This is a genomic window from Micromonospora sp. NPDC049801 (genome assembly GCF_040656575.1).
In the GTDB taxonomy this organism is placed as follows: domain Bacteria; phylum Actinomycetota; class Actinomycetes; order Mycobacteriales; family Micromonosporaceae; genus Micromonospora.
On record NZ_JBFAMS010000005.1, the window covers coordinates 230,394 to 254,350 of the forward strand.

Annotated in this window: 20 protein-coding genes and 1 riboswitch; of the genes, 14 read left to right on the top strand and 6 right to left on the bottom strand. The window is 72.5% G+C overall.

Going from position 1 to position 23,957, the window contains the following annotated elements; all coding sequences use genetic code 11:
* Positions 1-38: 38 nt before the first annotated feature.
* On the top strand, positions 39-1,226 hold the full coding sequence (locus tag AB0I89_RS11650; protein WP_357124016.1) for a type VII secretion protein EccE: 1,188 nt from the start codon (positions 39-41) through the stop codon (positions 1,224-1,226).
* A gap of 659 nt (positions 1,227-1,885) precedes the next feature.
* The gene (locus AB0I89_RS11655) at positions 1,886-2,206 is read left to right on the top strand and encodes a MerR family transcriptional regulator (RefSeq protein WP_357124019.1); all 321 of its coding nucleotides are present in this window, start codon (positions 1,886-1,888) and stop codon (positions 2,204-2,206) included.
* A gap of 111 nt (positions 2,207-2,317) precedes the next feature.
* Here AB0I89_RS11655 and eccD read toward each other — a convergent pair whose 3' ends face one another.
* Positions 2,318-3,718, bottom strand: coding sequence for a type VII secretion integral membrane protein EccD (gene eccD, locus AB0I89_RS11660; RefSeq protein WP_357124022.1), 1,401 nt, complete (start codon positions 3,716-3,718; stop codon positions 2,318-2,320).
* Positions 3,719-3,884: 166 nt separating this feature from the next.
* On the opposite strand from eccD, the gene eccCa reads away from it, so the two are divergent.
* The 6 genes from eccCa to AB0I89_RS11690 all read left to right on the top strand — a co-directional run bounded on the left by eccCa (position 3,885) and on the right by AB0I89_RS11690 (position 12,165).
* Entirely contained in the window at positions 3,885-7,847 is a 3,963-nt protein-coding gene (gene eccCa, locus AB0I89_RS11665; protein WP_357124025.1) for a type VII secretion protein EccCa, read from the top strand.
* Positions 7,848-8,053: 206 nt separating this feature from the next.
* Positions 8,054-8,362, top strand: a complete 309-nt coding sequence (locus AB0I89_RS11670; RefSeq protein ID WP_357124028.1) for a WXG100 family type VII secretion target — start codon at positions 8,054-8,056, stop codon at positions 8,360-8,362.
* A gap of 25 nt (positions 8,363-8,387) precedes the next feature.
* Positions 8,388-8,666: a WXG100 family type VII secretion target gene (locus AB0I89_RS11675; protein WP_007454922.1), complete on the top strand. Its 279-nt coding sequence runs from the start codon at positions 8,388-8,390 to the stop codon at positions 8,664-8,666.
* A gap of 117 nt (positions 8,667-8,783) precedes the next feature.
* Positions 8,784-10,217, top strand: a complete 1,434-nt coding sequence (locus tag AB0I89_RS11680) for a S8 family serine peptidase (protein ID WP_357124031.1) — start codon at positions 8,784-8,786, stop codon at positions 10,215-10,217.
* 37 nt (positions 10,218-10,254) lie between these two features.
* Positions 10,255-10,818 carry a hypothetical protein gene (locus AB0I89_RS11685; protein ID WP_234590012.1) on the top strand — a complete coding sequence of 188 codons (564 nt, stop codon included), beginning with the start codon at positions 10,255-10,257 and terminating at the stop codon, positions 10,816-10,818.
* A gap of 18 nt (positions 10,819-10,836) precedes the next feature.
* Positions 10,837-12,165, top strand: coding sequence for a hypothetical protein (locus AB0I89_RS11690; protein ID WP_357124034.1), 1,329 nt, complete (start codon positions 10,837-10,839; stop codon positions 12,163-12,165).
* 52 nt (positions 12,166-12,217) lie between these two features.
* Here AB0I89_RS11690 and mycP read toward each other — a convergent pair whose 3' ends face one another.
* Together mycP and AB0I89_RS11700 are read right to left on the bottom strand one after the other, a co-directional pair.
* Positions 12,218-13,456, bottom strand: coding sequence for a type VII secretion-associated serine protease mycosin (gene mycP, locus AB0I89_RS11695; protein WP_357124037.1), 1,239 nt, complete (start codon positions 13,454-13,456; stop codon positions 12,218-12,220).
* A gap of 75 nt (positions 13,457-13,531) precedes the next feature.
* Positions 13,532-13,849: a MarR family winged helix-turn-helix transcriptional regulator gene (locus AB0I89_RS11700; RefSeq protein WP_357124040.1), complete on the bottom strand. Its 318-nt coding sequence runs from the start codon at positions 13,847-13,849 to the stop codon at positions 13,532-13,534.
* Positions 13,850-14,009: 160 nt separating this feature from the next.
* On the opposite strand from AB0I89_RS11700, the gene AB0I89_RS11705 reads away from it, so the two are divergent.
* Positions 14,010-14,717 carry a carbonic anhydrase gene (locus AB0I89_RS11705; protein WP_357124043.1) on the top strand — a complete coding sequence of 236 codons (708 nt, stop codon included), beginning with the start codon at positions 14,010-14,012 and terminating at the stop codon, positions 14,715-14,717.
* A gap of 59 nt (positions 14,718-14,776) precedes the next feature.
* Here the strand turns inward: AB0I89_RS11705 and AB0I89_RS11710 are convergent, their stop codons facing one another.
* The gene (locus AB0I89_RS11710) at positions 14,777-15,799 is read right to left on the bottom strand and encodes a hypothetical protein (RefSeq protein WP_357124047.1); all 1,023 of its coding nucleotides are present in this window, start codon (positions 15,797-15,799) and stop codon (positions 14,777-14,779) included.
* A 3-nt stretch (positions 15,800-15,802) separates the two neighbouring features.
* A riboswitch (cyclic di-AMP (ydaO/yuaA leader) is annotated at positions 15,803-15,934 on the bottom strand.
* A gap of 166 nt (positions 15,935-16,100) precedes the next feature.
* Positions 16,101-17,459: a YibE/F family protein gene (locus tag AB0I89_RS11715; RefSeq protein ID WP_357124050.1), complete on the bottom strand. Its 1,359-nt coding sequence runs from the start codon at positions 17,457-17,459 to the stop codon at positions 16,101-16,103.
* 312 nt (positions 17,460-17,771) lie between these two features.
* On the opposite strand from AB0I89_RS11715, the gene AB0I89_RS11720 reads away from it, so the two are divergent.
* On the top strand, positions 17,772-19,811 hold the full coding sequence (locus AB0I89_RS11720; RefSeq protein WP_357124053.1) for a copper-translocating P-type ATPase: 2,040 nt from the start codon (positions 17,772-17,774) through the stop codon (positions 19,809-19,811).
* Between the two features lie 5 nt (positions 19,812-19,816).
* On the opposite strand, the gene AB0I89_RS11725 is transcribed toward AB0I89_RS11720, so the two are convergent.
* The gene (locus AB0I89_RS11725; RefSeq protein WP_355235159.1) at positions 19,817-20,113 is read right to left on the bottom strand and encodes a metal-sensitive transcriptional regulator; all 297 of its coding nucleotides are present in this window, start codon (positions 20,111-20,113) and stop codon (positions 19,817-19,819) included.
* 95 nt (positions 20,114-20,208) lie between these two features.
* On the opposite strand from AB0I89_RS11725, the gene AB0I89_RS11730 reads away from it, so the two are divergent.
* From AB0I89_RS11730 to AB0I89_RS11745, 4 genes are all read left to right on the top strand, one after another.
* Positions 20,209-20,418: a copper ion binding protein gene (locus AB0I89_RS11730; protein WP_357124057.1), complete on the top strand. Its 210-nt coding sequence runs from the start codon at positions 20,209-20,211 to the stop codon at positions 20,416-20,418.
* Between the two features lie 13 nt (positions 20,419-20,431).
* Complete coding sequence (locus AB0I89_RS11735) at positions 20,432-21,370, top strand: hypothetical protein (protein ID WP_357124060.1); 939 nt, start codon at positions 20,432-20,434, stop codon at positions 21,368-21,370.
* Between the two features lie 12 nt (positions 21,371-21,382).
* On the top strand, positions 21,383-23,635 hold the full coding sequence (locus AB0I89_RS11740; protein WP_357124063.1) for a heavy metal translocating P-type ATPase: 2,253 nt from the start codon (positions 21,383-21,385) through the stop codon (positions 23,633-23,635).
* Positions 23,636-23,709: 74 nt separating this feature from the next.
* Positions 23,710-23,883 carry a CsbD family protein gene (locus AB0I89_RS11745; RefSeq protein WP_278150219.1) on the top strand — a complete coding sequence of 58 codons (174 nt, stop codon included), beginning with the start codon at positions 23,710-23,712 and terminating at the stop codon, positions 23,881-23,883.
* The last annotated feature ends 74 nt before the right edge of the window (positions 23,884-23,957 follow it).

Here is a 23,957-nt window from a genome sequence, read left to right on the forward strand (position 1 = left end):
CGGCTCAGGGCCGTACCGTCCAGGAGGGACAGTCAGCGATGACGCAGGTTCAGGCGCCACCCGCGGATGCCGCCGTGCGGCCGTCCGGCGTTCCGGCGCGGGTCACCGCCGCGGCCGACCGGCCGGGCCGGGGGCGCATCGGTCCGCTGCTGGTCGGCCAGCTCGTCGTACTCGAGGTCTGTGCCGTCGCCGTCTGGGCCGCGACGGCCGGTCCGACCTGGCTGCTCGCGACGGTGGCTGTCGTGGCGGCGGTGGTCGTGCTGTCCGCGTTCGCCCGACGTGGTGGTCGCTGGTGGTTCGAGGACGTGTTGCTGCGCCGCCGGATGCGTCGCCGACGTGAACGGGCCGCCGCGGCCCTGGCCGGCGGGACGGCCGCAGACCCCCGGCTGGCCGCGCTGGCGCCCGAGCTGGGTGTGATCGAGCTGACCGACCGGGGCACCCGGCTGGGCATCGGGCAGGATGACCAGGGTTGGTTCGCGGCGGTCGCGTTGCAGCCGGCCACCGGCGCCGCGGTCGGCTCGGTGGAGGCGTCGACCGTCGACCGGGCGTTGCGGGTGCTCGGGGACTTCTCGGCGCCGGTCTCCCGAGCCCAGGTGGTCGCGCACACCCTGGTCTGGTATCCGGCTGCGGGCGCGCCACCGGCCGCACACCGGACCGTCTGGGTGGCGCTGCGGCTCACGGTCCGCGACGCACGGGTGGAGACGGTCAGCCGGGGCGGCGGTCTGCCGGGCGTCCACCGCACGCTGGCCGCCGGGATCGGCCGGTTGGGCAAGGCGTTGACGGCGGCCGGGCTGGCCCACCGGCCGCTGGGCCGCGACGAGCTGCGCGCCGCGGTGGTCTCGGCTGCCGGACTGGACCTGGTGCCCGAGCCACCGACGGAGACCTGGTCGGGGCTGCGTGGCGGTGGTTGGACGCACCGCTGCCTGACCCTGCGCGCCCGGCCGGGCGCGCCACTCGGCCCGCTGGTGGACGCGATCACCGCCACGTCCGCGCCCTCGCACACGGTGGCGGCCACGGTGTCGCCCGACGGGCGCGTGGCGGCCCCGCTGCTGCGGGTCGCGGCCATGGACAACCACGTCGAGGCGCTGGTCAAGGTCGTCGGGGACATGGCGCAACGGGCCGGCACGCCGGCCCGGCCGATGGACGGCCAGCACGGGCCGGGCGTCTACGCCAGCGCGCCGGTCGCCTCGGCGCTCGGCGGAGTCGGCCGCCGACAGCCCCGCTGACCGTTCCTTCCGGGCCCAGCCCGGCAGGCGCATCAACCTGCAGTCAGTCGCCCAGGAAATCTAGTCTCGAAAGACTAGATTTCCTGGGCCGGGCCAGTTAGTGTTGTCCCCGTTGACGAGGAAGATCGGTTGAAGACGCCGACGTAACAGGCCGAGCGTCGAAGCAGGGCCCGGAAGTTCTCGGGGCCCGCTCGGTAACCGCGGTGGAACCACATCACCGCGTGCAACATGGCACGTGCACGACAAGACCTTGACGTAACTCCAGGTCAGGGCAACCGCAGGCAGGGCCGATGCAATGTTCGGGGCTCCGCCTGACGCGGCAGGGATCCGCCGCACATGCTCGGGGCCAGGAAGTCGCGTGGGGCTCCGGCATCGACGGACAGCACAGTAGGTCGGTTAAAGCAGAGGAAAGGGAGGGTTTGACGCCGTTGGATCGCCCGCCGTCGGGACGTAGTTCCAGTTCTGCGGTGGACACCGTAATCACTTTGAACGCGAGGTGGTCTCCGGTCACGCTTATGCGATCCTCGCACCGCCTGCTGATGACGGCATGGTGCGGAAACGAGAACCCGACGAACCTGTCGGTAGATGGTGTATTCAACCCGTAACCCTGGGCCCCGGCGCGACATGCGCCGGGGCCCTCGTTCACGAAGAAGGAATGTATGGCCCAACCCGACGACATGCTCAACGATGACGACTACCCCGCCTACACCATGGGCCGGGCCGCCGAGATCGTCGGCGCCTCGCAGGATTTCCTGCGCCGCCTCGACGAGGCGAAACTGATCGTCCCGTTCCGCTCCGCCGGCGGCCACCGCCGCTACTCCCGATACCAGCTGCGCCTGGCCGTACGAGCCCGGGAGATGGTCGACCACGGCACCGCTCTGGAAGCCGCCTGCCGGATCATCATCCTCGAAGACCAGCTGGAAGAGGCCCTTCAGCACCACCGCGACCACGTATGCCGCCAGCAGGGCGGCGCCGCCTGACCCGCACGCTGCACGGTCCTTCTCGGGGTGGAGAAGGACCGTCTGCCGCCAAGGCGGCAGAACGAGATCAACGGGCGGTCGCGGTCTTCGCTGAAAACTACGGCCGTCCCGTCAGGGGCGCAGGTTGACGATCCAGTCGTACATGCCGCAGACCCAGACGGCGAGCGGCACCAACGCGATGATCAGCAGGATCTCGACGATGTCGAGCAGCCGACCCCACACCGGTGAGATCCGCTTGCCGGCGACGGACAGGCCGTAGATCAGGCTGACCACGGCCGCCAGCAGCAGCCCACCGAGGATCAGGCCGAGCCGGACCGCCAGTGCGCCGCCCGCGAAGGTCGCGGCGGCCGCCAGGCCCAGCCCGACGGTGCCGGCGAGCAGCACCGGAACGCGCTGCGCCCGGCCCAGTAGCGGACGCGCCCGCAGCAACGACAGCAGGGCCAGCACCAGACACAGCAGCACGGCCGCCAGCCCGCCGTCCAGGGCCAGCACCACCTCCGCGCCGAGGACCAGCAACGACAACGTCCACAACAGAGCGGTGAGGAACGCGTCGGCGCGGTCGCTGCGCTCAAGCACCCGCCGCCCGTCCACCGTCTCGCTGTCGGTCTTCAGGTCGTCCGGGCCGGTGGGGATCGACGGCACCGGCAGGCGGGCCAGCCGGTAGGCCACCATCGGCAGCGCCGGCACCAGGCCGAAGGCGACGGCCGCCACCACCGCGGCGCCGGCTGCGGCGTCGATGCTGAGGAGCAGGCAGAGCAGCGCGCCCACGCCGGCCCCCGCGCCGAGACCGATCGCGGCGAAGAAGAGGGGGTACCGGTCGTCACCGACCGCCAGCACGGCCACCGCCCCGGCGACCACCACGGCGGTGGCCGCGAGCAGGACGTGTGGGCTGGCCAACTCGGTCAGCTTCCGGTCCCCGGCGAGCAGCAGCAGGCCACCGGTACCCGCGTAGAGCAGCCCGGCCATCGCCAGCACCGAGCCCGTCCGACTGTCGCCCATGGCCCGGGCGAGCACCGCCGCGCCGACCAGCAGCGCCACCGCGACCAACAGGGCGGCCAGCGCGGCGGGCAGGTGCGGAGGGCCGGTGAACAGGGCCGCCACCGCGCCCGCGCCGAACGCCGCCGCGGCGAACAGCACGGCGAACGACCGGGTCGCGTCGACCTGCCAGGAGCCTGGCCGTTGCGTGGTGGCGGTGGCGACCGCGTCCACCACGTCGTCGAAGACGATCTCCGGGGCGGCTGCGGAGCGCGGGTTGAAGTACAGCACCTCGCCGTCGCGGACACCGAGCTGCGCGGCGGTACGACCACCGTCCAGCGGCGCCGAGCCCAGCCGGGACAACGCCCAGCCGCCGTGCCGCACCCCGTCGTCGGCCAGGTCCTCCCCCGCGTAGCGCAGCAGGGTGGGCAGCAGGTCGGCCATCGGTACGTCCGAGGGCAGCGCCAGGTCCATCCGGGTACGGGGGGCCACAATGGTGATCCGGCTCAGACCGCCGGTCGCCGACTTCGTAGCCACAGTGGCCTCCTGGTGTCCATCTATGATCAGCGGGCCGCGGCGCCACGGTGCGGGTGCACCGCGCCCACGGGAGATTACCTACGATGACGGGCACGTACAGTGCCCACCCGCGAGCTTCGCGTCGCGTCGGCACGACGGCAGGGCCGCTTCTGGGGAGGAGACAGCCGTGAGCACGGTGGTGTTCCGCCGACCTCCGCGTCAACCGGGGCCGGCATTGCCGCGTGGCGAGGTGGTGCTGGAGTCCCCGCCCGAGCTGCCCGAGCCGACACCGCGCGGGATGGGGCAGCTGCTCATGATCCTGCCGATGGTCTGCGGCGTCGGCGCGATGGCGTTCCTCTACGCCGGTCGGGGCAGCGGCATGATGACGTACGTCGCCGGTGGCCTGTTCGGAGTGTCGATGCTCGGCATGGCCATCGGCTCGCTCGGCAACGGCGGCAACGACAAGGCCGAGCTGAACGCCGACCGCCGCGACTACATGCGTTACCTGGCGCAGATGCGCAAGCGCACCCGTCGTGCGGCTGCCCAGCAGCGGGACGCGATGGACTGGCGGCACCCCGAGCCCGACGCGCTCTGGTCGATCGCGGCGTCCCGTCGGCTGTGGGAGCGTCGGATCACCGAGCCGGACTTCGGCGAGACGCGGATCGCGATGGGCCCGCAGCGGCTCGCCGTGGAGATCGTCCCCCCGGAGACCAAGCCGGTCGAGGACCTGGAGCCGATGAGCGCCATCGCGCTGCGCCGGTTCGTCCGCGCGCACACCACGGTGCCCGAACTGCCGACCGCGCTGTCGGTCCGCGCGTTCAGCCGGGTGGTGCTGCGCGGTGACCGGGACCCGGTGCTCGACCTGACGCGGGCGGCCCTGGGCCAGCTCGTGACCTTCCACGCCCCCGACGACCTGGTGGTCGCGGTGGTCGCCGCGCCCGACCGGCAGCCGGTCTGGGAATGGGTGAAGTGGTTGCCGCACGCCCACCACAGTGGTCGGACGGACGCCGCCGGAGCGCGTCGTCTGGTCTTCGCCAGCCTGGCCGAGGCCGAGGAGTCCCTCGCCGCCGAGCTGGCCGGGCGACCCCGCTTCGCGGCCGAGGCGAAGCCGCTGACCACCGCGCCGCACCTCGTCGTGGTGGTTGACGGTGGCGAGATCTCCCCGACCTGCCAACTGGTGGGTCAGGGTCTGCTCGGCGTCACCCTGATCGACCTGTCCGGGACGGTGCCGCGCGACGCCGGCCGCTGGTTGCTCTGCCTGGACGCGGGCGACGGCAACGCGCTCGACCTCATCCGGGGCAATTCGACCTCGCGTCTCGGCCGGCCCGACCGGCTCTCCGCCGAGGCGGCCGAAGGGCTGGCCCGGCAGATCGCGCCGTACCGGCTGTCGCAGCAGCAGACCAGCAACGAGGAGCCGCTGGCCCGCAGCATGGAGCTTCCGGACCTGCTCGGCGTCGGCGACGCCGCGGCGGTGGACGTACACCAGACGTGGCGGCCGCGCGGTCACCGCGACCGGCTGCGCATCCCGCTGGGTGTCGGCCCGGACGGCAACGTGGTCGAGCTGGACTTCAAGGAGTCCGCGCACGAGGGCATGGGCCCGCACGGCCTGGTCATCGGCGCGACCGGTTCCGGCAAGAGCGAACTGCTCCGTACGGTGGTGGCCGCGCTCGCGGTGACCCACTCGTCGGAGGAGCTGAACTTCGTCCTGGTGGACTTCAAGGGCGGCGCGACGTTCGCCTCGTTGGAGGCGTTGCCGCACACCAGCGCGGTGATCACCAACCTGGCGGACGAGCTGCCGTTGGTCGACCGGATGCGTGACGCGCTCGCCGGCGAAATGGTACGGCGGCAGGAGTTGCTGCGGGCGGCGGGCAACTACGTCTCGCGGTTCGAGTACGAGAAGGCGCGTGCGGCGGGGGAACCGTTGGCGCCCATGCCGAGCTTGTTGATCATCTGTGACGAGTTCAGCGAGTTGTTGGCCGCGAAGCCGGACTTCATCGACCTGTTCGTGATGATCGGCCGATTGGGTCGGTCGTTGGGCGTGCACCTGTTGCTGGCCTCGCAGCGGCTGGAGGAGGGCAAGCTGCGGGGTCTGGACACCCACCTGTCGTACCGGATCGGGTTGCGGACCTTCTCGGCCGTGGAGAGCCGGATCGTGCTCGGCGTACCCGACGCGTACGAGCTGCCGAGCGCGCCGGGGCACGGTTACCTGAAGACGGACACCAACACCATGCTGCGGTTCCGGGCCGCGTACGTCTCGGGGCCGTACCGGGCGCCCGGCCAGCAGGCCTCCACGTCACAGGCCCTCGTGCAGCGCCGGATCGTGCCGTACGGCGTCAACTTCATCCCCGCGCAGGTTCCGCAGGTGTCGGTGGACACCGCGCCGGAGCCGGAGCAGCCGACCGACGGCAAGGCCGTGGCGATGTTGGACGTGCTGATCGAGCAGCTCAAGGGGCGGGGCCGACCGGCTCACCAGGTGTGGCTGCCGCCGCTGGCCGACCCACCGGGCCTGGGCGAGCTGCTCGGCCCGCTGGCCGTCGACCCGACCTACGGGTTGTGCACGGCGTCCTGGCCGGGCCGGGGACGCCTGACGGTGCCGGTCGGCGTGGTGGACCGCCCGTACGAGCAGCGCCGCGATCCGATGATGGTCGAGCTGGCCGGCGCGGGCGGCAACGTGGTCATCGTGGGCGGGTCGCTCAGCGGCAAGAGCACCATGCTGCGGTCGCTGCTGGCCTCGTTGGCGCTCACCCACACGTCCCGCGAGGTGCAGTTCTTCTGTCTGGACTTCGGCGGTGGCGCGCTGCGCAGCCTCGAACGGCTGCCGCACATGGCCGGGGTGGCCGGGCGACGGGACGTCGAGGCGGTGCGCCGCACGGTGGCCGAGGTGGTCGCGGTGCTGGACGACCGGGAGACACGCTTCGCCCAGCACGGCATCGACTCGGTGGCGAGCTACCGACGTCGGCGGGCGGCCGGCGAGTTCGCCGACGACCCGTTCGGCGACGTGTTCCTGGTGGTGGACGGCTGGAACACGCTGCGCCAGGACTACGAGGAGCTGGAGCAGACCATCACCACGCTCGCCAACCGGGGCCTCGGCTTCGGGGTGCACGTCGTGCTCACGGCGGTGCGGTGGGCGGAGATCCGGATCAACATGCGGGACCTGCTCGGCACCAAGCTGGAGCTGCGCCTCGGCGACGCCGCCGAGTCCGAGATCGACCGGCGCTCGGCGATGAACGTGCCGGAGAAGTCGCCCGGTCGCGGCCTGACCCGGGACAAGCTGCACTTCCTGACGGCCATCTCGCGGATCGACGGTCGGCGCGACATCGAGGACCTGAGCGAGGCGTCGATCGCGCTCGCCGGACACGTGGCGGCGAACTGGCCGGGGCGTCCCGCGCCGAAGGTACGGCTGCTGCCGCGCCGGCTGCCGGTGCCCGAGCTGGCGCGCATCATCGACCGGTCGGCGCCCGGCCTGCCGATCGGTGTCAACGAGTCGGCGCTCGCGCCGGTCTACCTGGACCTGGCGAACGAGCCGCACCTGACCGTCTTCGGCGACGCCGAGTGCGGCAAGACCAACCTGCTGCGGCTCATCGCCCGGGGCATCACCGAGCGGTACACGCCCGCCCAGGCCCGGCTGGTGATCGCCGACTACCGGCGGGGCCTGCTGGGCGCGGTCGAGGGCGATCACCTGCTCGACTACGCGCCGTCCAACCAGGCGTTCGCGCAGGGGCTCGCCTCGATCCGCAGCGCGCTGTCCAACCGTCTGCCGGGCCCGGACGTGACCACCGCCCAGTTGCGGGACCGCAGCTGGTGGAAGGGTCCGGACCTGTACATCCTGGTCGACGACTACGACCTGGTCGCCTCCGGTGGCAGCAACCCGCTGAGCGCCCTGCACGAGCTGCTGCCGCAGGCCCGGGACATCGGCCTGCATCTGATCATCACCCGCCGGGTCGGCGGCGTGGCGCGGGCGCTCTACGAGCCGGTGCTGCAACGCCTGCGTGAGCTGGATTCGCCCGGTTTGCTGATGTCCGGCAACCGGGAGGAGGGCGCCGTGTTCGGCACGCTGCGTCCGAGCCCGCAGCCACCCGGTCGGGGCACCCTCGTGCGGCGGCGCGACGGTCAGCAGCTCATTCAGACCGCCTGGTCCGAGCCGGCCTGATCGAGCCGTCCGGGTGGTCCGTACGGGTCGTCCCACCGGTCCGATCCACCATCATCCATCGAACCGTCCCGGTCAGGGCTGCGGTGGCTGGACGGATTCCGCTACCGTCTCTGGTGGAGTGTCCGTCGGTGGGGTGTTGCTGCCTTGCCGCGGGGGAGAGGCGCGGCAAAGCCGCAGCCACACAACATGACGGAAGGGTGTGAAGCATGGCGTTCGAGGTCTCAGCTGCGAGTCTGCATACTGCCGCGAGTGACGTGCGGTCCACGCGCAGCGAGGTCGACGGTGAGCTGAAGAAGCTGTGGAACGTGGTCGACGACCTGGCCATGGCGTGGAAGGGTCAGGCGTCCACGGGGTTCCAGTCGCTCATGGCTCGCTGGAACGAGGACACCGTGAGTCTGCTGACCGCGATGGACAACATCGCGGACCTGCTCGACAAGTCGGGTACGACGCACCAGGTCAACGACGAGGAGCAGCAGCAGATGCTGGACAAGTTCCACTCTGCTCTCAACCCGTGATCCGTAGCCAGCAGAGGAGGAAAACGTGACGATCAAGGTTGACTACGCGGTCCTCGAGAGCAGCAACCAGCAGATGCAGGCCATCTCGAAGACCATCGACGAGAAGCTGGACACGCTGCGGTCGATGCTGTCCAAGCTCGAGTGGGAGGGCGAGGACCGCACCGCCTACGAGCAGCACCAGGCGAAGTGGGACTCGTCGGTCCGGGACATCAACCGGATCCTGAACGAGATCGGTGGTGCCGTCGGCATCGCCCGCGAAAACTACGTCTCCACCGAGATGAGCAACTCCAAGGTGTGGGGCTGACACAATCACCGATGCGGCTCCGGTCCGGCTCGACCGGGCCGGAGCCGCATCGTGTTGGCGTCGGCGAGATACGGGAGAGCGATGCGTACGGGGAAGCCTTTCCGATCGACACGGGCCGTGGGCGCGGCCGCGCTGGCGCTGTGCGCCGCGCTGGCCCCTGCGGTGACCGTCGCGCCGACGCCGGCCCGGGCCGCTGACACGGTCCGTGGCCTTCAGTGGTACCTGGACTATCTCAAGATCCCCGCCGCGCACCAGATCACCAAGGGTGCGGGTGTCGTGGTCGCCGTCGTCGACACCGGAGTCGAGGCAAGTCATCCTGACCTGCGCGGTCAGGTGCTCGCGGGGCACGGCACCAACCCCCTTGCGGCCTCGGACGGCCGGCGTGACGACGACAAGGTCAAGGGGCACGGCACCTCGATGGCCGGCATCATCGCCGGGCGCGGCGGTGGCGCGATGCACGAGTTGGGCATCGCCCCGGCCGCGAAGATCCTCCCGGTCTCGACTGGTGCCGACTCCGACGGCCAGGACGTGGTCCTGGGCGTCCGGTGGGCCGCGGACAATGGTGCCGACATCATCAACCTCTCGCTCGGCGACGAGGGGGCGGCTCCGCCGGAGCTGGTGGACGCCATCAACTACGCGCTGAGCAAGGATGTCGTGGTGGTGGCGTCCGCCGGCAACACCGAGCAGGGCGACCGCCAGGTCATCGCGCCGGCCAACATCCCCGGCGTCGTCGCCGTCAGCGGATTCGACAAGCGGGGCGGCTTCTCTTCCGGCTCGGTGCAGGGCCCGGAGACCGTCCTCGCGAGTCCGATGGAGAGCATCATCGCCCCGGCGCCCAAGGCGGTCTCGCCGAACGGATATACGGTAGCCAGCGGCACCAGTCCGGCGGCGGCCATCATCTCCGGGGTGGTGGCGCTGATCCGCGCGAAGTACCCGAAGCTCGACGCGCCCAATGTCATCAGCCGCTTGATCGAGACCGCTCGCGACGCCGGTCCGGCCGGCCGGGACCCGCAGTTCGGTTTCGGCCGGGTCGACCCGGTCGCCGCCCTGACCCGCTCGGTACCCACCGTGACGGCGAACCCCCTGTTGAAGGGCGAGGCGGCCGGCCCGACCGGCCCCGGCCGCGCGACCCGACCGGGTGAGGACGACGGCCCGGCGGTCGAGTTCGGCGTATCGAACAAGGCCGGTGCGATCGTCCAACTGGGACTCTGCCTCGGCGTACCGATCATCGGGTTGATCGTGCTGTTCGTGGTGCTGCGACGCCGCAAGCGGCGCACGCCGCCGGCGGCCGTCGGCCCGTACCCGGGCGCACCCGGCATGCCGCCACCCGGCTGGCCCGCCACCCAGTCGGCACCGGCCGGCTACGGCCCGCCGCAGCAGCCCGGCCCGGGGTACGGCCCGGCACCGGGCCAGCCCGGCCCGGGGTACCCGCCGCCCGGCCATCCCACCCAGGGTTATCCGCCGGCGCCGACCGCTCCGGCGACACCGCCGGCCGGGTCCGGCTGGCCGGGCTCGGGCCCGCCGTCGCCGGGCCCACACCAGCAGCAGTGAGCGCACACCACCAGTCAGGGTTTCGGGGAGGGGACCGATGACGGACGACAGGACCACCCAGCCGGAACGGTACGTGAACGACGACCTCTACATCCCGGTTCCGGTGGGCGGGATACCGACGTCGGGCCTCGCCGTGACCGGCCTGGAACTCGACAACGTCAACCACGCCGCGACGCCGGAGGGCCTGATCGCCGCGCCCGGTGAGGCCGGCGTCAAGACCGAGTGGGACGCGACCAGCCTGGACTCGGCCATCACCTGGCTGGAGACCCACGCCGCGTACCTGAACAAGCTCTCCTACGACATGGTCGACATCCAGGACCTGATGGGTGGGGCGGCCAGCGGCGTGGCGGGCGGAGCCGGTGGCCAGCCGAGCCCGCTCGGGGGGTTCGACTGGGCGGCCCGGCTGGCCGCCAAGCACCAGGGGCTCTACCAGGGCACCGAGTCCGGTGTCCGCAAGCTCTCGCAGAGCCTGTACGACGCGGCGGAGGCGCTGCGCCAGGTCAAGCAGAACTACGAGACGGCGGAGGAGCAGAACAGGATGTCCGCCGCCGAGATGCAGCGTGTCTTCGGCGACGTGGCCGGCAACGGCGACGGACGCTAGGACGGGGGAGGACAGCAGATGGGCCTGAGCTGGGAAGAGATGTGCCAGAAGGTCGTCATCGACGGCCGGCCGGGTGACGTGGAGAGCGCCGCACTCGGTTGGGAGCAACTGCTCAAGAATCTCAACAACGTCAAGCAGAGCCTCGAGTCCAACATCAAGGATCTGGGTACGACCTGGAAGGGCCCGGCGTACGAGGCGTTCAAGGGTCACGTCGAGCAGATCGCCAAGGACACCGGGCACATCGTGGCGGACGCCGAGAAGGGCAACGGCATCGTCCAGTCGCTCAAGTCCGCCGCCGACGATCTCACCAAGGCCCAGCGGGAGTTCCCGATCCCGGCGACCTGCGTCAACGACGTGCTGGAGGCGCGCAACGCCAAGCTGACCCTCGGGGTGGGCTTCTTCGAGGCGAAGGTCTCGCCGGACTTCCTGGGCTGGTTCGACCCGGTGACCGCCATCGCCGACTGGATCAACGACCAGTCGGAGGACGCCGCCCGGGTCTACGAGCAGGTGCGCGGTGACTACCAGGCCAAAGCCCCCGGCACCCCCGGCGACGCTTACAACCCTGCAGAGAAGGCGACGCAGCCCGAGATTCCCGACCTGGACACCGGTGGTGGCGGCGGTGGCGGTGGCGGTGGCGTGCCGAAGCTCGGCGGCGGTGGCGGCGGTGGTGGCCTCGGTGCCACCCCCTCGATCGGTACCAGCGACCTGCCGGGCACCGGCGACCTGCCCAGCGGGTCCGGCACCCACCCCGACCTCTCCGGCGGGTACGACACCCCCGGCACGGGTGACTACCCGGGCACCGGCGGTGTACCCGGCGTGGACGACGAGTTCAGCAGCGGCCTCGCGGGCGCGGGCGGTGGCGGTTCCCCCGGGCTCGGCTCCGGCCTCGGCTCCGGTGGCCTGGGCTCCTCCGCCGGGCTCGGCGGCGGTGGCGGCCTGGGTAGCGCCGGGGGAGGCGTCGGCGCTCTCGCGGGTGGCGGCGCGCTCGGTCGGGCGGTCTCCCCGGGCGTGGGCCCGATGATGGGTGGCGGCGCGGCGGGTGCCGGTCGCGGTGGCGGCCGGGGTGCCGGTGGTCGGCTCGGCGCGGGCGGCAAGCTGGCCGGTGGCATGGCGCCCGGTATGGGTGGCGTCGCCGGTGGCGGCGGCGGTGCGGGCCGCGGCGGCGCCGGTCGCGGCGCGACGGGCGCAGGGGGGCGTGGTGCGGGCGCGCGCGGCGCCGGTGGCCTGGCCGGCGCGGGTACCGGTGCCGGTTACGGCGAGGAGGACGGCGCCCGCAACACCTGGCTGGAAGAGGACGAGGACGTGTGGGGCGCGGACGGCGGCGGCACCTCCGGCATCCTGCGCTGAGCGCTGCGGCACGGCGCTGGTGAGGTAGACCGCATCAGCGCCGTGACCGGGCTCAGCCGGCGACCGGCTGGTCGGTGCGGCGGCCGGCACGCCAGCCGCGTTGGCGGCCCCGCGCCACGATCGGCCGAGTGATCAGCAGCAGTACGGTGAGCAGGGCGCCGACCACGGCCGCCCAGATCGCCGCGGTGCGCTGCCAACTCAGCGGATCGGCTGCGGAGGCGGGCGGGGCGAGCGCGCCGACCGGCGGGTTGGTGCGGGTGCCCAGCAGGCTCGACACCGCCCGGTACGGGTTGACCACCCCGTACCCGACCTCGGCGTTGCGGCCCTGCGGCGGGTTGTCCGCCGTACGTTCCAGCCGGTCGGCGACCTGCTCCGGAGTGAGGTCCGGGTAGGCGGCCCGGACGAGCGCCGCCGTCCCCGAGACGTACGCGGCGGCGAAGCTGGTGCCACCCGCCGGCTCGGGGAGGTAGCCGGCCCCACCGGGCGCGGGGCCGACGATGTTGAGGCCCGGCGCGGCGACGTCGACGTAGCTGCCACTGACCGAGGTGCCGACGTGCCCGTCCTGCTCGTCCACGCCGGCGACGGCGATGACGCCCGGGTAGGCGGCCGGGTACGCCGGCTTGTCCTCCTGTGTCTCCTGCCGGTTGCCGGCGGCAGCGACCAGGATCACCCGCTTGGCGAGGGCGCGTTCGACGGCCCGGGCCAGTTCGGGTCGGGGCAGGGTCACCAGGGACAGGTTGATCACGTCGGCGCCGTTGTCGACCGCCCAGTCGATGGCCGCGGCGATCTGCCCGGGCAGCGCCTCGTCGTTGGTGCCCTTGGCGTTGGGCAGCACCCGGATGGGCAGGATGCGGGCCGCCGGGGCGATACCGCTGAACGGCGCTCCGGTGCCGTCCTGGCCGGCGATGATGCCGGCGACCATCGTGCCGTGGCCCGCCAGGTCGCACTGGCCTCGGTTGTCGGTCAGGTTGTTGAAGTCGCGCCCGGGGAGAACCTGGTTCTTCAGGGCGGGGTGGATGGCCGAGACCCCGGAGTCGATGACCGCCACCGTCACCCCGGCGCCTCGCGAGATCGGCCAGGCCGAGACCGGATCGAGCCGATGTAGCGCCCACGGCATCTCCACCAGGCCGTCCTCACCGGGCGGGCCGCAGACGGGTGCCGCCGCTGCCGCTGAGACGCATGGGGCCACTACCAGGGTGATCCCGAGCAGGGTCGCGATCGTTCCATTGAGGACAGCGCGGACGGTACGGCGGGGTGGTTCGGTCGCGCTCGGCGGCAGGCATTCGCGCACCCGCAGAGATTACCGCTGCGCCGCGTCGCGCAGCGGCCCGGCGACGCCGGCCGACATCGGGGCGCACGACGGTCGTCAGGGAGTGTCGTCGCCGGGGGTGGGGGTGAACAGCGCGAGGAGGTCACCGACCTGCACTTCGGCCTCGGCGGGGTGCCGGAACCGGCCGGCGGGGTTGAGGGTGTACTCGTTGCGCCGCCCCACCCGGGTGCGGTGCAGGTAACCCTCGGCCTCCAGGTCGGCGACGATGGCCTGGGCGGCCCGCTCGGTGACGCCCACCTCCGCCGCCACATCACGGAGCCGGGCGGTGGGGTCGCGGGCGATGGCGAGCAGCACATGGCCGTGGTTGGTAAGAAATGTCCAGTTCCGGCCGCCTCCGGCCGTCGTGCTCGCCATCGTGGGGGGCCGCCTTTCCGGGTCAACGTATGAAATCTAAATCACGCATATCTTGACGCATCTTGCCGTGCGTGTGACCGTTGAGCGCGAGCCAGCGCCCGCCGCCGGCCCGGTTGAAAAGACCGTTGAGCAGGTCAAACGCGTGAGACGAGGTGCGGGGATGAGCCGTTCCGGTACGCCCGGCGGGCAGCCGGGCACGCAGCGGACCGTCGAGCAGGCGCCGGTCGCCACCGAGCCGGCCCGAGCGTACGCCGAGCTGGTCTCTGGCAACCGTCGCTTCGTCGCCGGAGAGCCGCGCCACCCCAACCAGGATGCCGGGCACCGGGCCGCCGTGGCGGACGGGCAGCACCCCTTCGCGGTGATCGTCGGCTGCTCCGACTCGCGGCTGGCCGCCGAGATCATCTTCGACCGGGGGCTGGGTGACCTCTTCGTCGTCCGGACCGCCGGGCACACCACCGGGCCAGAGGTGCTGGGCAGCGTCGAGTACGCGGTGGCCGTCCTCGGCGCTCCGCTGGTGGTGGTGCTCGGGCACGACTCCTGCGGCGCCGTGCAGGCGGCCCGCGAATCGGCGGCCACCGGCATCGCGCCCCCGGGACATCTCCCAGCGGTGGTCGACGCGGTGCTGCCCAGCCTGCGACGAGCCACGGCCGAGGGCGTGCACGACATCGACGGCATCGTCGACATCCACATCGCGCAGACGGTCGAGACGCTGCTCGGGCAGTCGCCCGTGCTGGCCGACGAGGTGGCGCGGGGGCGGTGCGCGGTGGTGGGGATGTCGTACCGGCTCGCCGCCGGGGCGGTGCGACCCGTGACCCCCGTACCGGCCGGCGACGCCTCGGACGACCCGGCCGCGACCGCCGCCGCCTGACACGCGACGAGGGCCGCCCCGCTCGACGCGGGACGGCCCTCGAACTGTTGGGCGTCGGATCAGAGCAGCGACATGTGTACGTGGTCGGTGTGGTTCGACGGCCCGCTGTACGACTTCCAGCCGGTCGCCGGGAACCAGATCTGCCGGTTCCAGATCACGTAGTAGATGCCGAGCCGGTCTGCGTTGCGGATGAGGAACGCGGCCACGTTGTTGCCGTACATCCGGGTGTCGTCGTTGTGCCACGGGCTGAAGCCGCTCTTCTGCAACGACCAGTCACAGGCGCGACCCTTCGGGTGCTCGTACGGTCCACCGTTGCGGTGGCAGCCCACGAACCGGTTGAACCCGGCCCGCTTGACCTCCTTGTACGCGTGCAGCGTGCGCGGCGTGACGCAGCCGGAGGTGGTCGGGTCCTTCTCGCTGCACGACTGGGGCTTCCAGTCGCCGTCGGCGGTGCGACCCGGGCCGATCCGGGCGACCGGGGAGGTGGCGTCCACCAGACCGCCGGTGAAGCCCTTGCCGCCGACCAGCGCGAGCGCCTTGTCCGCGTCGCGCTTGTCCTTCGCCATCAGCGCGGTCTGCTTCTGCTGCTCCCGGACCTCGGTGTCGAGGGCCAGCTTGGCCTCCTCGGCGCGGGACTTCACCGCGTTGACCTCGGCGAGCTTCTTTTCGTTGACCATGTTCATCTCGTCGAGCGCCGCGGCCCGCTGGACGAACGAGTCCGGGGCGTCGGCCTCCAGCAGCATCGCGATCGCGCCGACCCGTCCGGTCCGGTACGACTGAGCGGCGATCTGCGCGACCTGCGGGGCCAGCGCGGCCAGGTCGGCCTTCGCCCGGTCGACCTCTGCCGCGAGTTCGACCTGCCGCTTCTTGGACTTGTCCAGTTTGGACTTGGCCGCCACGTAGTCCCGGTTGGTCTGCTCGATGACGTCGGTGAGCAGCTTGGGCTCGTCGCCGTCCTCCTCGTGCCCGGACGGTGTGGGGGTCGTCGGGGCGGCGTGGGCCGGGAGGGGTCCGGCGAGCACGGTCAGCGCGGCGAACACGGCCACCACGGGCGTCAACCAGCGGCGTAGGGGTGCCGTCACAATCTTCCCTTCCGTCGACCGCCGACCGGGTTAGCTGACGGGTTCGGGGCGGAAGTGGCCCCTACCGCTGTCGCGGATTCACCCCAGGTACCTGGGTCCCCGGCTCGCCGGTTGGCGATTGGGCGGTGGCACCGCAGGCGCCGCTGCGCGCCTTCGTCGGTGACCGGCAGCGAGGTTACCCGAGAGTCCACCGCCTGAGCTACGTCCTGATGCCGACTAAAAGCGTCATTTCGCCATGGCGTTGAGTGACCAGTGACGCGGTTCTCAGGGCGGGTGCCCGATCCGGTCACGCTGAGGAGTGTCACCATGCCGTATCCGTGCTCCTGTTCGGCTCTGGCCACCCGGTGGTGGCGGTGGATGGGGGTGTGTTCCGCTGTGGATCGGGCCGGTCGGCCCGATCCGTCGGCGGGGAACTGAGAGCGGCGAGCGCCTCCGCGCGGTCCGCGCGGGGGCGCGGTGGCGGGGCGTCCGCGTCGGGCGTGGCCGTCGACCCGGCCGCGGTCACCACCGCGGCCAGCCCGGTGGTGAGGGGTACGGCGGCGATCAGGCCGAGGGTGGCGACCGCGCTGCGGACGATCTCCTGTGCGAGGAACTCGCTGGTCAGAATCTGCCCGATGGGGCGCGAGTCGGCGGTGAGCAGAAGCAGCAGCGGCAGTGACGCGCCCGCGTACGCCAGCACGATGGTGTTGACCGTGGAGGCGATGTGCGCCCGGCCGACCCGGGTGGCGGCCCGGTAGAGCTGTCGTCGACCCAGCCCGGGGTTGGCGTTCGCCAGCTCGGTGACGGTGGCGGCCTGGGTGACGGTCACGTCGTCGAGTACCCCGAGTGAGCCGATGATGATCCCGGCGAGCAGCAGGCCGCGCAGGTCCACCTCCGCCTGGAACATCGAGAGCGTGGTGGCGTCCTCGCTGCCGAAGCCGGTGAGCTGGGTGGCGGCCGTGGCGATGGTCGCGAGGACGCCGGTGAGCACCAGGCTGCCCAGGGTGCCGAGGACCGCGACGGAGGTCTGCGCGGTCACCCCGTGTGTCAGGTAGAGCACCACGAACATGATCAGGGCCGCGCCGACCACCGCCACCAGCAGCGGTGACCGGCCCGCGCCGATGGCCGGCAACACGAAGGTGAGCAGGATGGCGAAGCTGGCGGCTAGGCCGGCGAGCGCGGCCAGACCCCGCCACCGGCCGAACGCGACGATGGCGGCGGCGAAGACCCCCACGAGCCACACCAGTGGCGTCCCGCGCTGGTGCTCGGCGATGTTCCAGGTGCTGAGGGTGGGATCGGTCGGATCGGTCAGCTCGACCAGGACGACGTCGTCGCCCACCTCGACCCGAGGCGCTCCGGGGCCGGCGGGGACGGGCGTGCTCACCTGCCGGTCGGCGCGCGGCCCGTCTTCGAGGAGTACGTCCACCGTGCCGCACGGCCCGCCGCTCGGCGTGCCCTCCGGGCTCGTCGAGGGTGGGCACGGTTCGGTCACCACCCGGGTCACCGTGCCGTGGTGGCGCGGCAGATCCGCCCCACCGCCGCTCTTCGGTGCGCCGTCCCGTGGCCACAGCACCACGGCGGCGACGACGGTGGCCACGAAGAGCGGCACCACCGTCGCGATGAGGATCCGTCGTACCCGGGGCGGGGCGGGTCGAGCGGAATGGCTGTGGTCGGAACCCAATGCGAGACTCCCAACGATCCGGTGCGGGGTACGTGCCGGCGGCCTCTGCGGTTCAGTTCCGCCGGACGAACGCGGGCACGAGCGCGTCGGTTCGCCGCCTGACGACCCGGCAATCACGGAGAGTGATGAAGTGGTCGGGTCGGCGCCGTACGGGGCCGCGCCGTGGCGGCGCCGTCGCCCGTCTCGGCGGCGGGATCCGGTGGGTCATCGCTGGACGATGCTAACCAGCGCGGCGGGGGGTCGCAGGTCGTGCGGACGTGTCGGGGGAGTCGAACCGCTGACACCGCCCCGGGCGCGGCGGATGGTGGAGTCATGCCTGAGCCACCCACCGAGCACCGACAGCACGACAAGCACGCCGGGCACGACAAGCACGCCGGGCACGACCCGGCCCTGTTCCGTCGGCGGTTCTGGGTCTGTCTGGTGCTCACCGTGCCGGTGGTGCTGACCAGTGACCTGGTGGTGGACCGGCTCGGGCTCCGGCTGGACGCGCCGGGTCGCTCCTGGGTGGGGCCGGTGCTCGGTTCGGTGGTGTTCCTCTGGGGTGGCTGGCCGTTCCTGGTCGGCGCGGTACGTGAGATCCGGGACCGCGCGCCGGGCATGATGCTGCTGGTCGCGATGGCGATCACCGTGGCGTACACCGCGTCGCTGGCGACCAGCCTGGGCGCCTTCGACCTGGACTTCTGGTGGGAGCTGGCCGCGCTGGTCACCATCATGCTGCTCGGGCACTGGCAGGAGATGAAGGCCATCGGGCAGGCCCGTGGGGCGCTCGCGGCACTGGCGGCGCTGCTGCCCGACGAGGCCGAGCGGGTGGCGGCGGACGGGCGGGTCGAGCGCGTACCTGTCGACGGGCTGCGGGTCGACGACGTGGTGCTGGTCCGACCCGGGGGTCGGGTGCCGGCCGACGGCCGGGTCGTCGACGGCGACGCGGAGTTGGACGAATCGATGATCACGGGCGAGTCGCGCCCGGTTGCCCGGTCGGCGGGCGATCGGGTGGTGGCCGGCACGGTCGCCACCGATTCGGCGATCCGGGTCCGGGTCGAGGCGCTGGGCGACAAGACCGCGCTCGCGGGCATCCAACGCATGGTCGCGCAGGCGCAGCGCTCGGGCGGGCAGGCTCAACTGCTCGCCGACCGGTTCGCCGCCGCGCTCTTCTACGTGGCCGCCGGTACCGCCGTGCTCACCCTGGTGGTCTGGACCGCGCTCGGTGAGCCCGACGAGGCGGTGGTGCGTACCGTCACCGTTCTGGTGATCGCCTGCCCGCACGCGCTCGGCCTGGCCATCCCACTCGTCGTCGCGCTCTCCACGGCGCTGGCGGCGCGAAGCGGGATCCTGGTCAAGGACCGGCTCGCGTTGGAGCGGATGCGTACCGTCGACGCGGTGCTGTTCGACAAGACCGGCACGCTGACCCGGGGCGCGCACGAGGTCACCGACCTGGTGACGGCCCCCGGCGTGGGCCGGGACGAGGCGCTGCGGATCGCCGCCGGTGTCGAGTCCGACAGCGAACATCCGCTGGCCCGCGCGATCGTGGCGGCGGCCGGACCCGGTGGGCCGGCCCGTGCCGGCGGCTTCCGCTCGCTGCCGGGTCGCGGGGTGCGGGCCATCGTCGACGGTACGGAGTACGCGGTGGGCGGGCCGACCCTGCTGCGTGAGCGGGGTGGACCGCTGTCGGACGAGCTGCGGGAGGCGACCGGCCGCTGGTCGTCACGCGGTGCCGTGGTGCTGTATCTCCTGCGGTTGCCGGACACGGTGCTCGGGGCGTTCGCGCTCACCGACGCGGTGCGGCCGGAGGCCCGCAAGGCCATCGCCGAGCTGCGGGCCGATGGCGTCCGCACCATTGCCATGATCACCGGGGACGCGCGGTCGGTGGCCGAGTCGGTCGCCGCCGACCTGGGCTTCCGGGCCGGGGTGGACGAGGTCTTCGCCGAGGTGCTGCCGGCCGACAAGGACAGCCGGGTGGCGGAACTCCAGCGGCGCGGGCTGACCGTGGCGATGGTCGGTGACGGGGTGAACGACGCGCCGGCGCTGGCCCGCGCCGACGTGGGCATCGCGATCGGGGCGGGCACCGACGTCGCGATCGAGTCCGCCGGGGTCGTGCTGGCGTCGTCCGACCCGCGTGGCGTCGGGGCCGTGGTCCGGCTCTCCCGGGCGTCGTACCGCAAGATGCGGCAGAACCTGGCCTGGGCTGCGGGCTACAACGTGGTGGCGCTGCCGCTGGCGGCGGGGGTGCTCGCCGGGGCCGGGGTGGCGCTGAGCCCGGCGGTGGCGGCCGTGCTGATGTCCGCGTCCACCATCGTGGTGGCGCTCAACGCGCAGTTGCTGCGCCGGGTACGTCTCGATTCCGGGCGGGAGTGAGGCGCTCAGCCGCGCTTCATGAGTCGGCCGACGGCCGCCATCATCTCGCTGGCCATCTCGTCGGCCCGACCCTCGGCCGCCCCCTCGTGCATGCAGTGCCGGGCATGCCCGTCGAGCAGGCCCAGGGCCACCTTGTCGAGCGCGGCCTGGATCGCGGAGATCTGGGTGAGCACGTCGATGCAGTAGCGGTCCTCGTCGACCATCTTTTCGATGCCCCGGACCTGCCCCTCCACCCGGCGCAGGCGCGCGAGCAGTTGGTCCTTGCTGGCGGTGTACCCGCGGATCGGTGTGGGTGCGGTCATGGCGACGAGGATAGCGTACCCCTGGGGGGTATGGTAGCGTCCGTTCCTGCCGGCATACCCCCACCGGGTACCGGTACTACGAGAGGAGACGTCCGATGGTCGACACGACGTACCAGGTCAAGGGCATGACCTGCGGGCACTGCGTCAGCGCGGTCAGCGCCGAGGTGGGCGCGATCGAGGGCGTACGCGACGTGCGGGTCGACCTCGCCACCGGCCAGGTCACCGTCAGCAGCGAGCAGCCCGTGGACACCGGGGCCGTCCGGGCCGCTGTCGACGAGGCCGGCTACGACCTCGTCGAGGCGTGAGCGGAGGTCCGCGATGACCACGGTGACCAGGCTGGGCGCGTTCGCCCTCGGTCTCACGGCGGTCTTCGGCGCGGCGTACGGGGTCGGTCGGGTGGTCGACCCGGTCGACCCGGTAACCCAGAACCGGCCCGACGTCGCCCACACCTCGGGCCTCACCACGAGCGGCGAGGTGGCCGACCTCGTTCCCGGCGGGTTGCTCGTCTCCGACCGGGGCTACACGCTCCAACCGGTGACCGCGCCCGCCGGCCAGTTCGCGTTCCGGATCGACGGGCCGGACGGTCGGCCGGTCACCAGGTACGACGTCGCGCACGACAGACGGATGCACCTGATCGTCGCCCGCCGGGACCTGTCCGGCTTCCGGCACGTCCACCCCGATCTCGCCCCGGACGGCACCTGGCGGGTCGCCACCCCGCTGGCCGGCGCCGGGCAGTGGCGGGCGTTCGCCGACTTCACCCCGACCGGGGGCGAGCCGTTGACCCTCGGCGTGGACGTGGCCGTCCCCGGCGAGCTGACCGAGCGGACGCTGCCCGCCCCGGCGGCCAGCACCACGGTCGACGGTTACACCGTCACCCTGGCCGGCACGCCGGAGCCCGGCCGGACCTCGGCGCTCACCCTGACGGTGAGCCGTGCCGGGCAGCCGGTCACCGACCTGGAGCCCTACCTGGGTGCGTACGGGCACCTGGTGGCGCTGCGTCGGGGCGATCTGGCGTACCTGCACGTGCACCCGGACGGGACGCCCGGCGACGGACGCACCCCGCCCGGCCCTGCCGTCACCTTCCACGCCGAGGTGCCCTCGGCCGGCGCCTACCGGCTCTACCTCGACTTCCAGCACGGTGGGCAGGTGCACACCGCCGAGTTCACCATCCTGGCGGGCGCCGCCCCGGCCGCGACGGGCGAGCCGACACCGACCGGCGGGGCCGACCACGGCACCCCCGGGCACGGGCACGACTGACGGGACTGGACGATGACCACCACCAGCAGCAGACCGCTGCCCGAGGCGCCGAACCGGATCGAACTGGCGATCGGGGGGATGACCTGCGCTGCGTGCGCGGCGCGGGTCGAGAAGAAGCTCAACCGGATGGACGGCGTGAGCGCCACCGTCAACTACGCCACCGAGAAGGCGACCGTCCGGTACGCCGACGACGTCACCCCGGACGACCTGATCGAGACCGTCCAGAAGACCGGCTACACGGCGGCCCTGCCGACGCCGCCGACCGCCGAGCCGCCGCCGCAGGACCCGCTGCGCGGTCCGCGTACCCGGCTGTGGGTCTCGGCGGTCCTGAGCGTGCCGGTGGTCCTGCTGGCCATGGTGCCGCCCTGGCAGTTCGACTACTGGCAGTGGCTCTCGCTGACGCTGGCCGCCCCGGTGGTCGTCTGGGGTGGGCTGCCGTTCCACCGCGCGGCCTGGACCAACCTGCGGCACGGCGCGGCCACCATGGACACGCTGGTCTCGATCGGCACGCTCGCCGCGTTCGGGTGGTCGCTGTGGGCGCTGTTCCTCGGTGACGCCGGTATGCCCGGGATGACGCACCCGTTCCGTTTCGCCATCACCCGCGGCGACGGCGCCGGCAACATCTACCTGGAGGCCGCCGCCGGGGTCACGGTGTTCATCCTGGCCGGTCGCTACTTCGAGGCCCGGTCCAAGCGGACCGCCGGCGCGGCCCTGCGCGCCCTTCTCGACCTCGGCGCGAAGGAGGTGGCGGTGCTGCGGGACGGGGTCGAGACCCTGGTCCCGGTGGACCGGCTCGCCGTCGGTGACCGGTTCGTGGTCCGTCCCGGCGAGAAGATCGCCACCGACGGTGTCGTCGACGAGGGCACGTCCGCCGTGGACGCCAGCATGCTGACCGGTGAGTCGGTGCCGGTCGAGGTCGGTCCGGGCGACGCCGTGGTCGGCGCGACGATCAACGCGGGCGGCCGGCTGATCGTCACCGCCACCCGGGTCGGCGCGGACACGCAGCTCGCCCGGATGGCCGACCTGGTCGAGCAGGCGCAGAGCGGCAAGGCGGCGGTGCAGCGGTTGGCCGACCGGATCTCCGGGGTGTTCGTGCCGATCGTCATCGCCCTGGCCGTGGGCACCCTCGGCTGGTGGCTCGGCACCGGGGCCGGTCCGACCGCCGCGTTCACCGCCGCCGTGGCCGTGCTGATCATCGCCTGCCCGTGCGCCCTGGGTCTGGCCACGCCGACCGCGCTGCTGGTCGGCACCGGTCGCGGGGCCCAGCTCGGTGTGTTGATCAAGGGACCGGAGGTGCTGGAGTCGACCCGCCGGGTCGACACCGTCGTGCTGGACAAGACCGGCACCGTGACGACCGGTCGGATGACCGTGGTGGGCGTGGTGCCGGCCAGTGGCGAGGACCGCGCGGAGCTGCTCCGGCTCGCCGGTGCGGTGGAGGCCGCGTCCGAGCATCCGATCGCCCGTGCCGTCGCGGTGGCCGCCGCCGAAGCGGGCGAGCTGCCCCGGGTGACCGGCTTCGCCAACCTCGAAGGGCTGGGCGTGACCGGCACGGTCGACGAGCGGGTCGTGCTGCTCGGCCGGGTCCGGCTGCTGCGCGAACGCGGTGTCGAGGTGCCGCCGGAGGTCGAGTGGGCCGTGCGGGACGCCGAGGCCGCCGGTCGTACGGCGATCGTCGCGGGCTGGGACGGGCGGGCCCGGGGCGTGCTCGCGGTCGCCGACGTGGTCCGGCCCACGAGCCGGGCGGCTGTGGCGCGGCTGCGCGCCCTGGGGCTCACTCCGGTCCTGTTGACCGGCGACAACACCACCGTGGCCCGGGCGGTCGCCGCCGAGGTGGGCGTGGACGAGGTGATCGCCGAGGTGCTGCCGGCCGGCAAGGTGGACGTGGTCAAGCGGCTCCAGGCGCAGGGCCGCTCGGTGGCGATGGTCGGTGACGGCGTCAACGACGCGCCGGCGCTGGCCCAGGCCGACCTGGGGCTCGCCATGGGCACCGGCACCGACGTGGCGATCGAGGCGTCCGACCTGACCCTCGTCCGGGGCGACCTGGACGCCGCGGTGGACGCCATCCGGCTGTCCCGGCGCACGCTCGGCATCATCCGGGGCAACCTGTTCTGGGCGTTCGGCTACAACGTGGCGGCCCTGCCGCTGGCCGCCGCCGGGTTGCTCAATCCGATGATCGCCGGCGCCACCATGGCGTTCTCGTCGGTCTTCGTGGTGGCCAACAGCCTGCGGCTGCGCCGCTTCCGTTCGGCCGCTGGCGAACTGTGACGACCGCGATGGTTGGACCGGTGACGACGGGGGTACCTCTGAGTTCGTAGCGACGCTTGCGATGGAGGTTGGCAATGGGATTCGACGACAAGGTCAATAACGCCACCGAGGACGCGGCCGGCAAGCTGAAGGAAGGCGCCGGTCGGGCCACCGACAACGAGCAGCTCGAGGCCGAGGGTCGCGCCGACCAGTCCACGGCCAAGCTCAAGCAGGCCGGCGAGAAGATCAAGGACGCCTTCAAGAGCTGACGTACGACGTAATCCGCACGCCGGGCCGGTGATCATCACCGGCCCGGCGTGCTGTCGTGTCCGGGGCGCCGAAC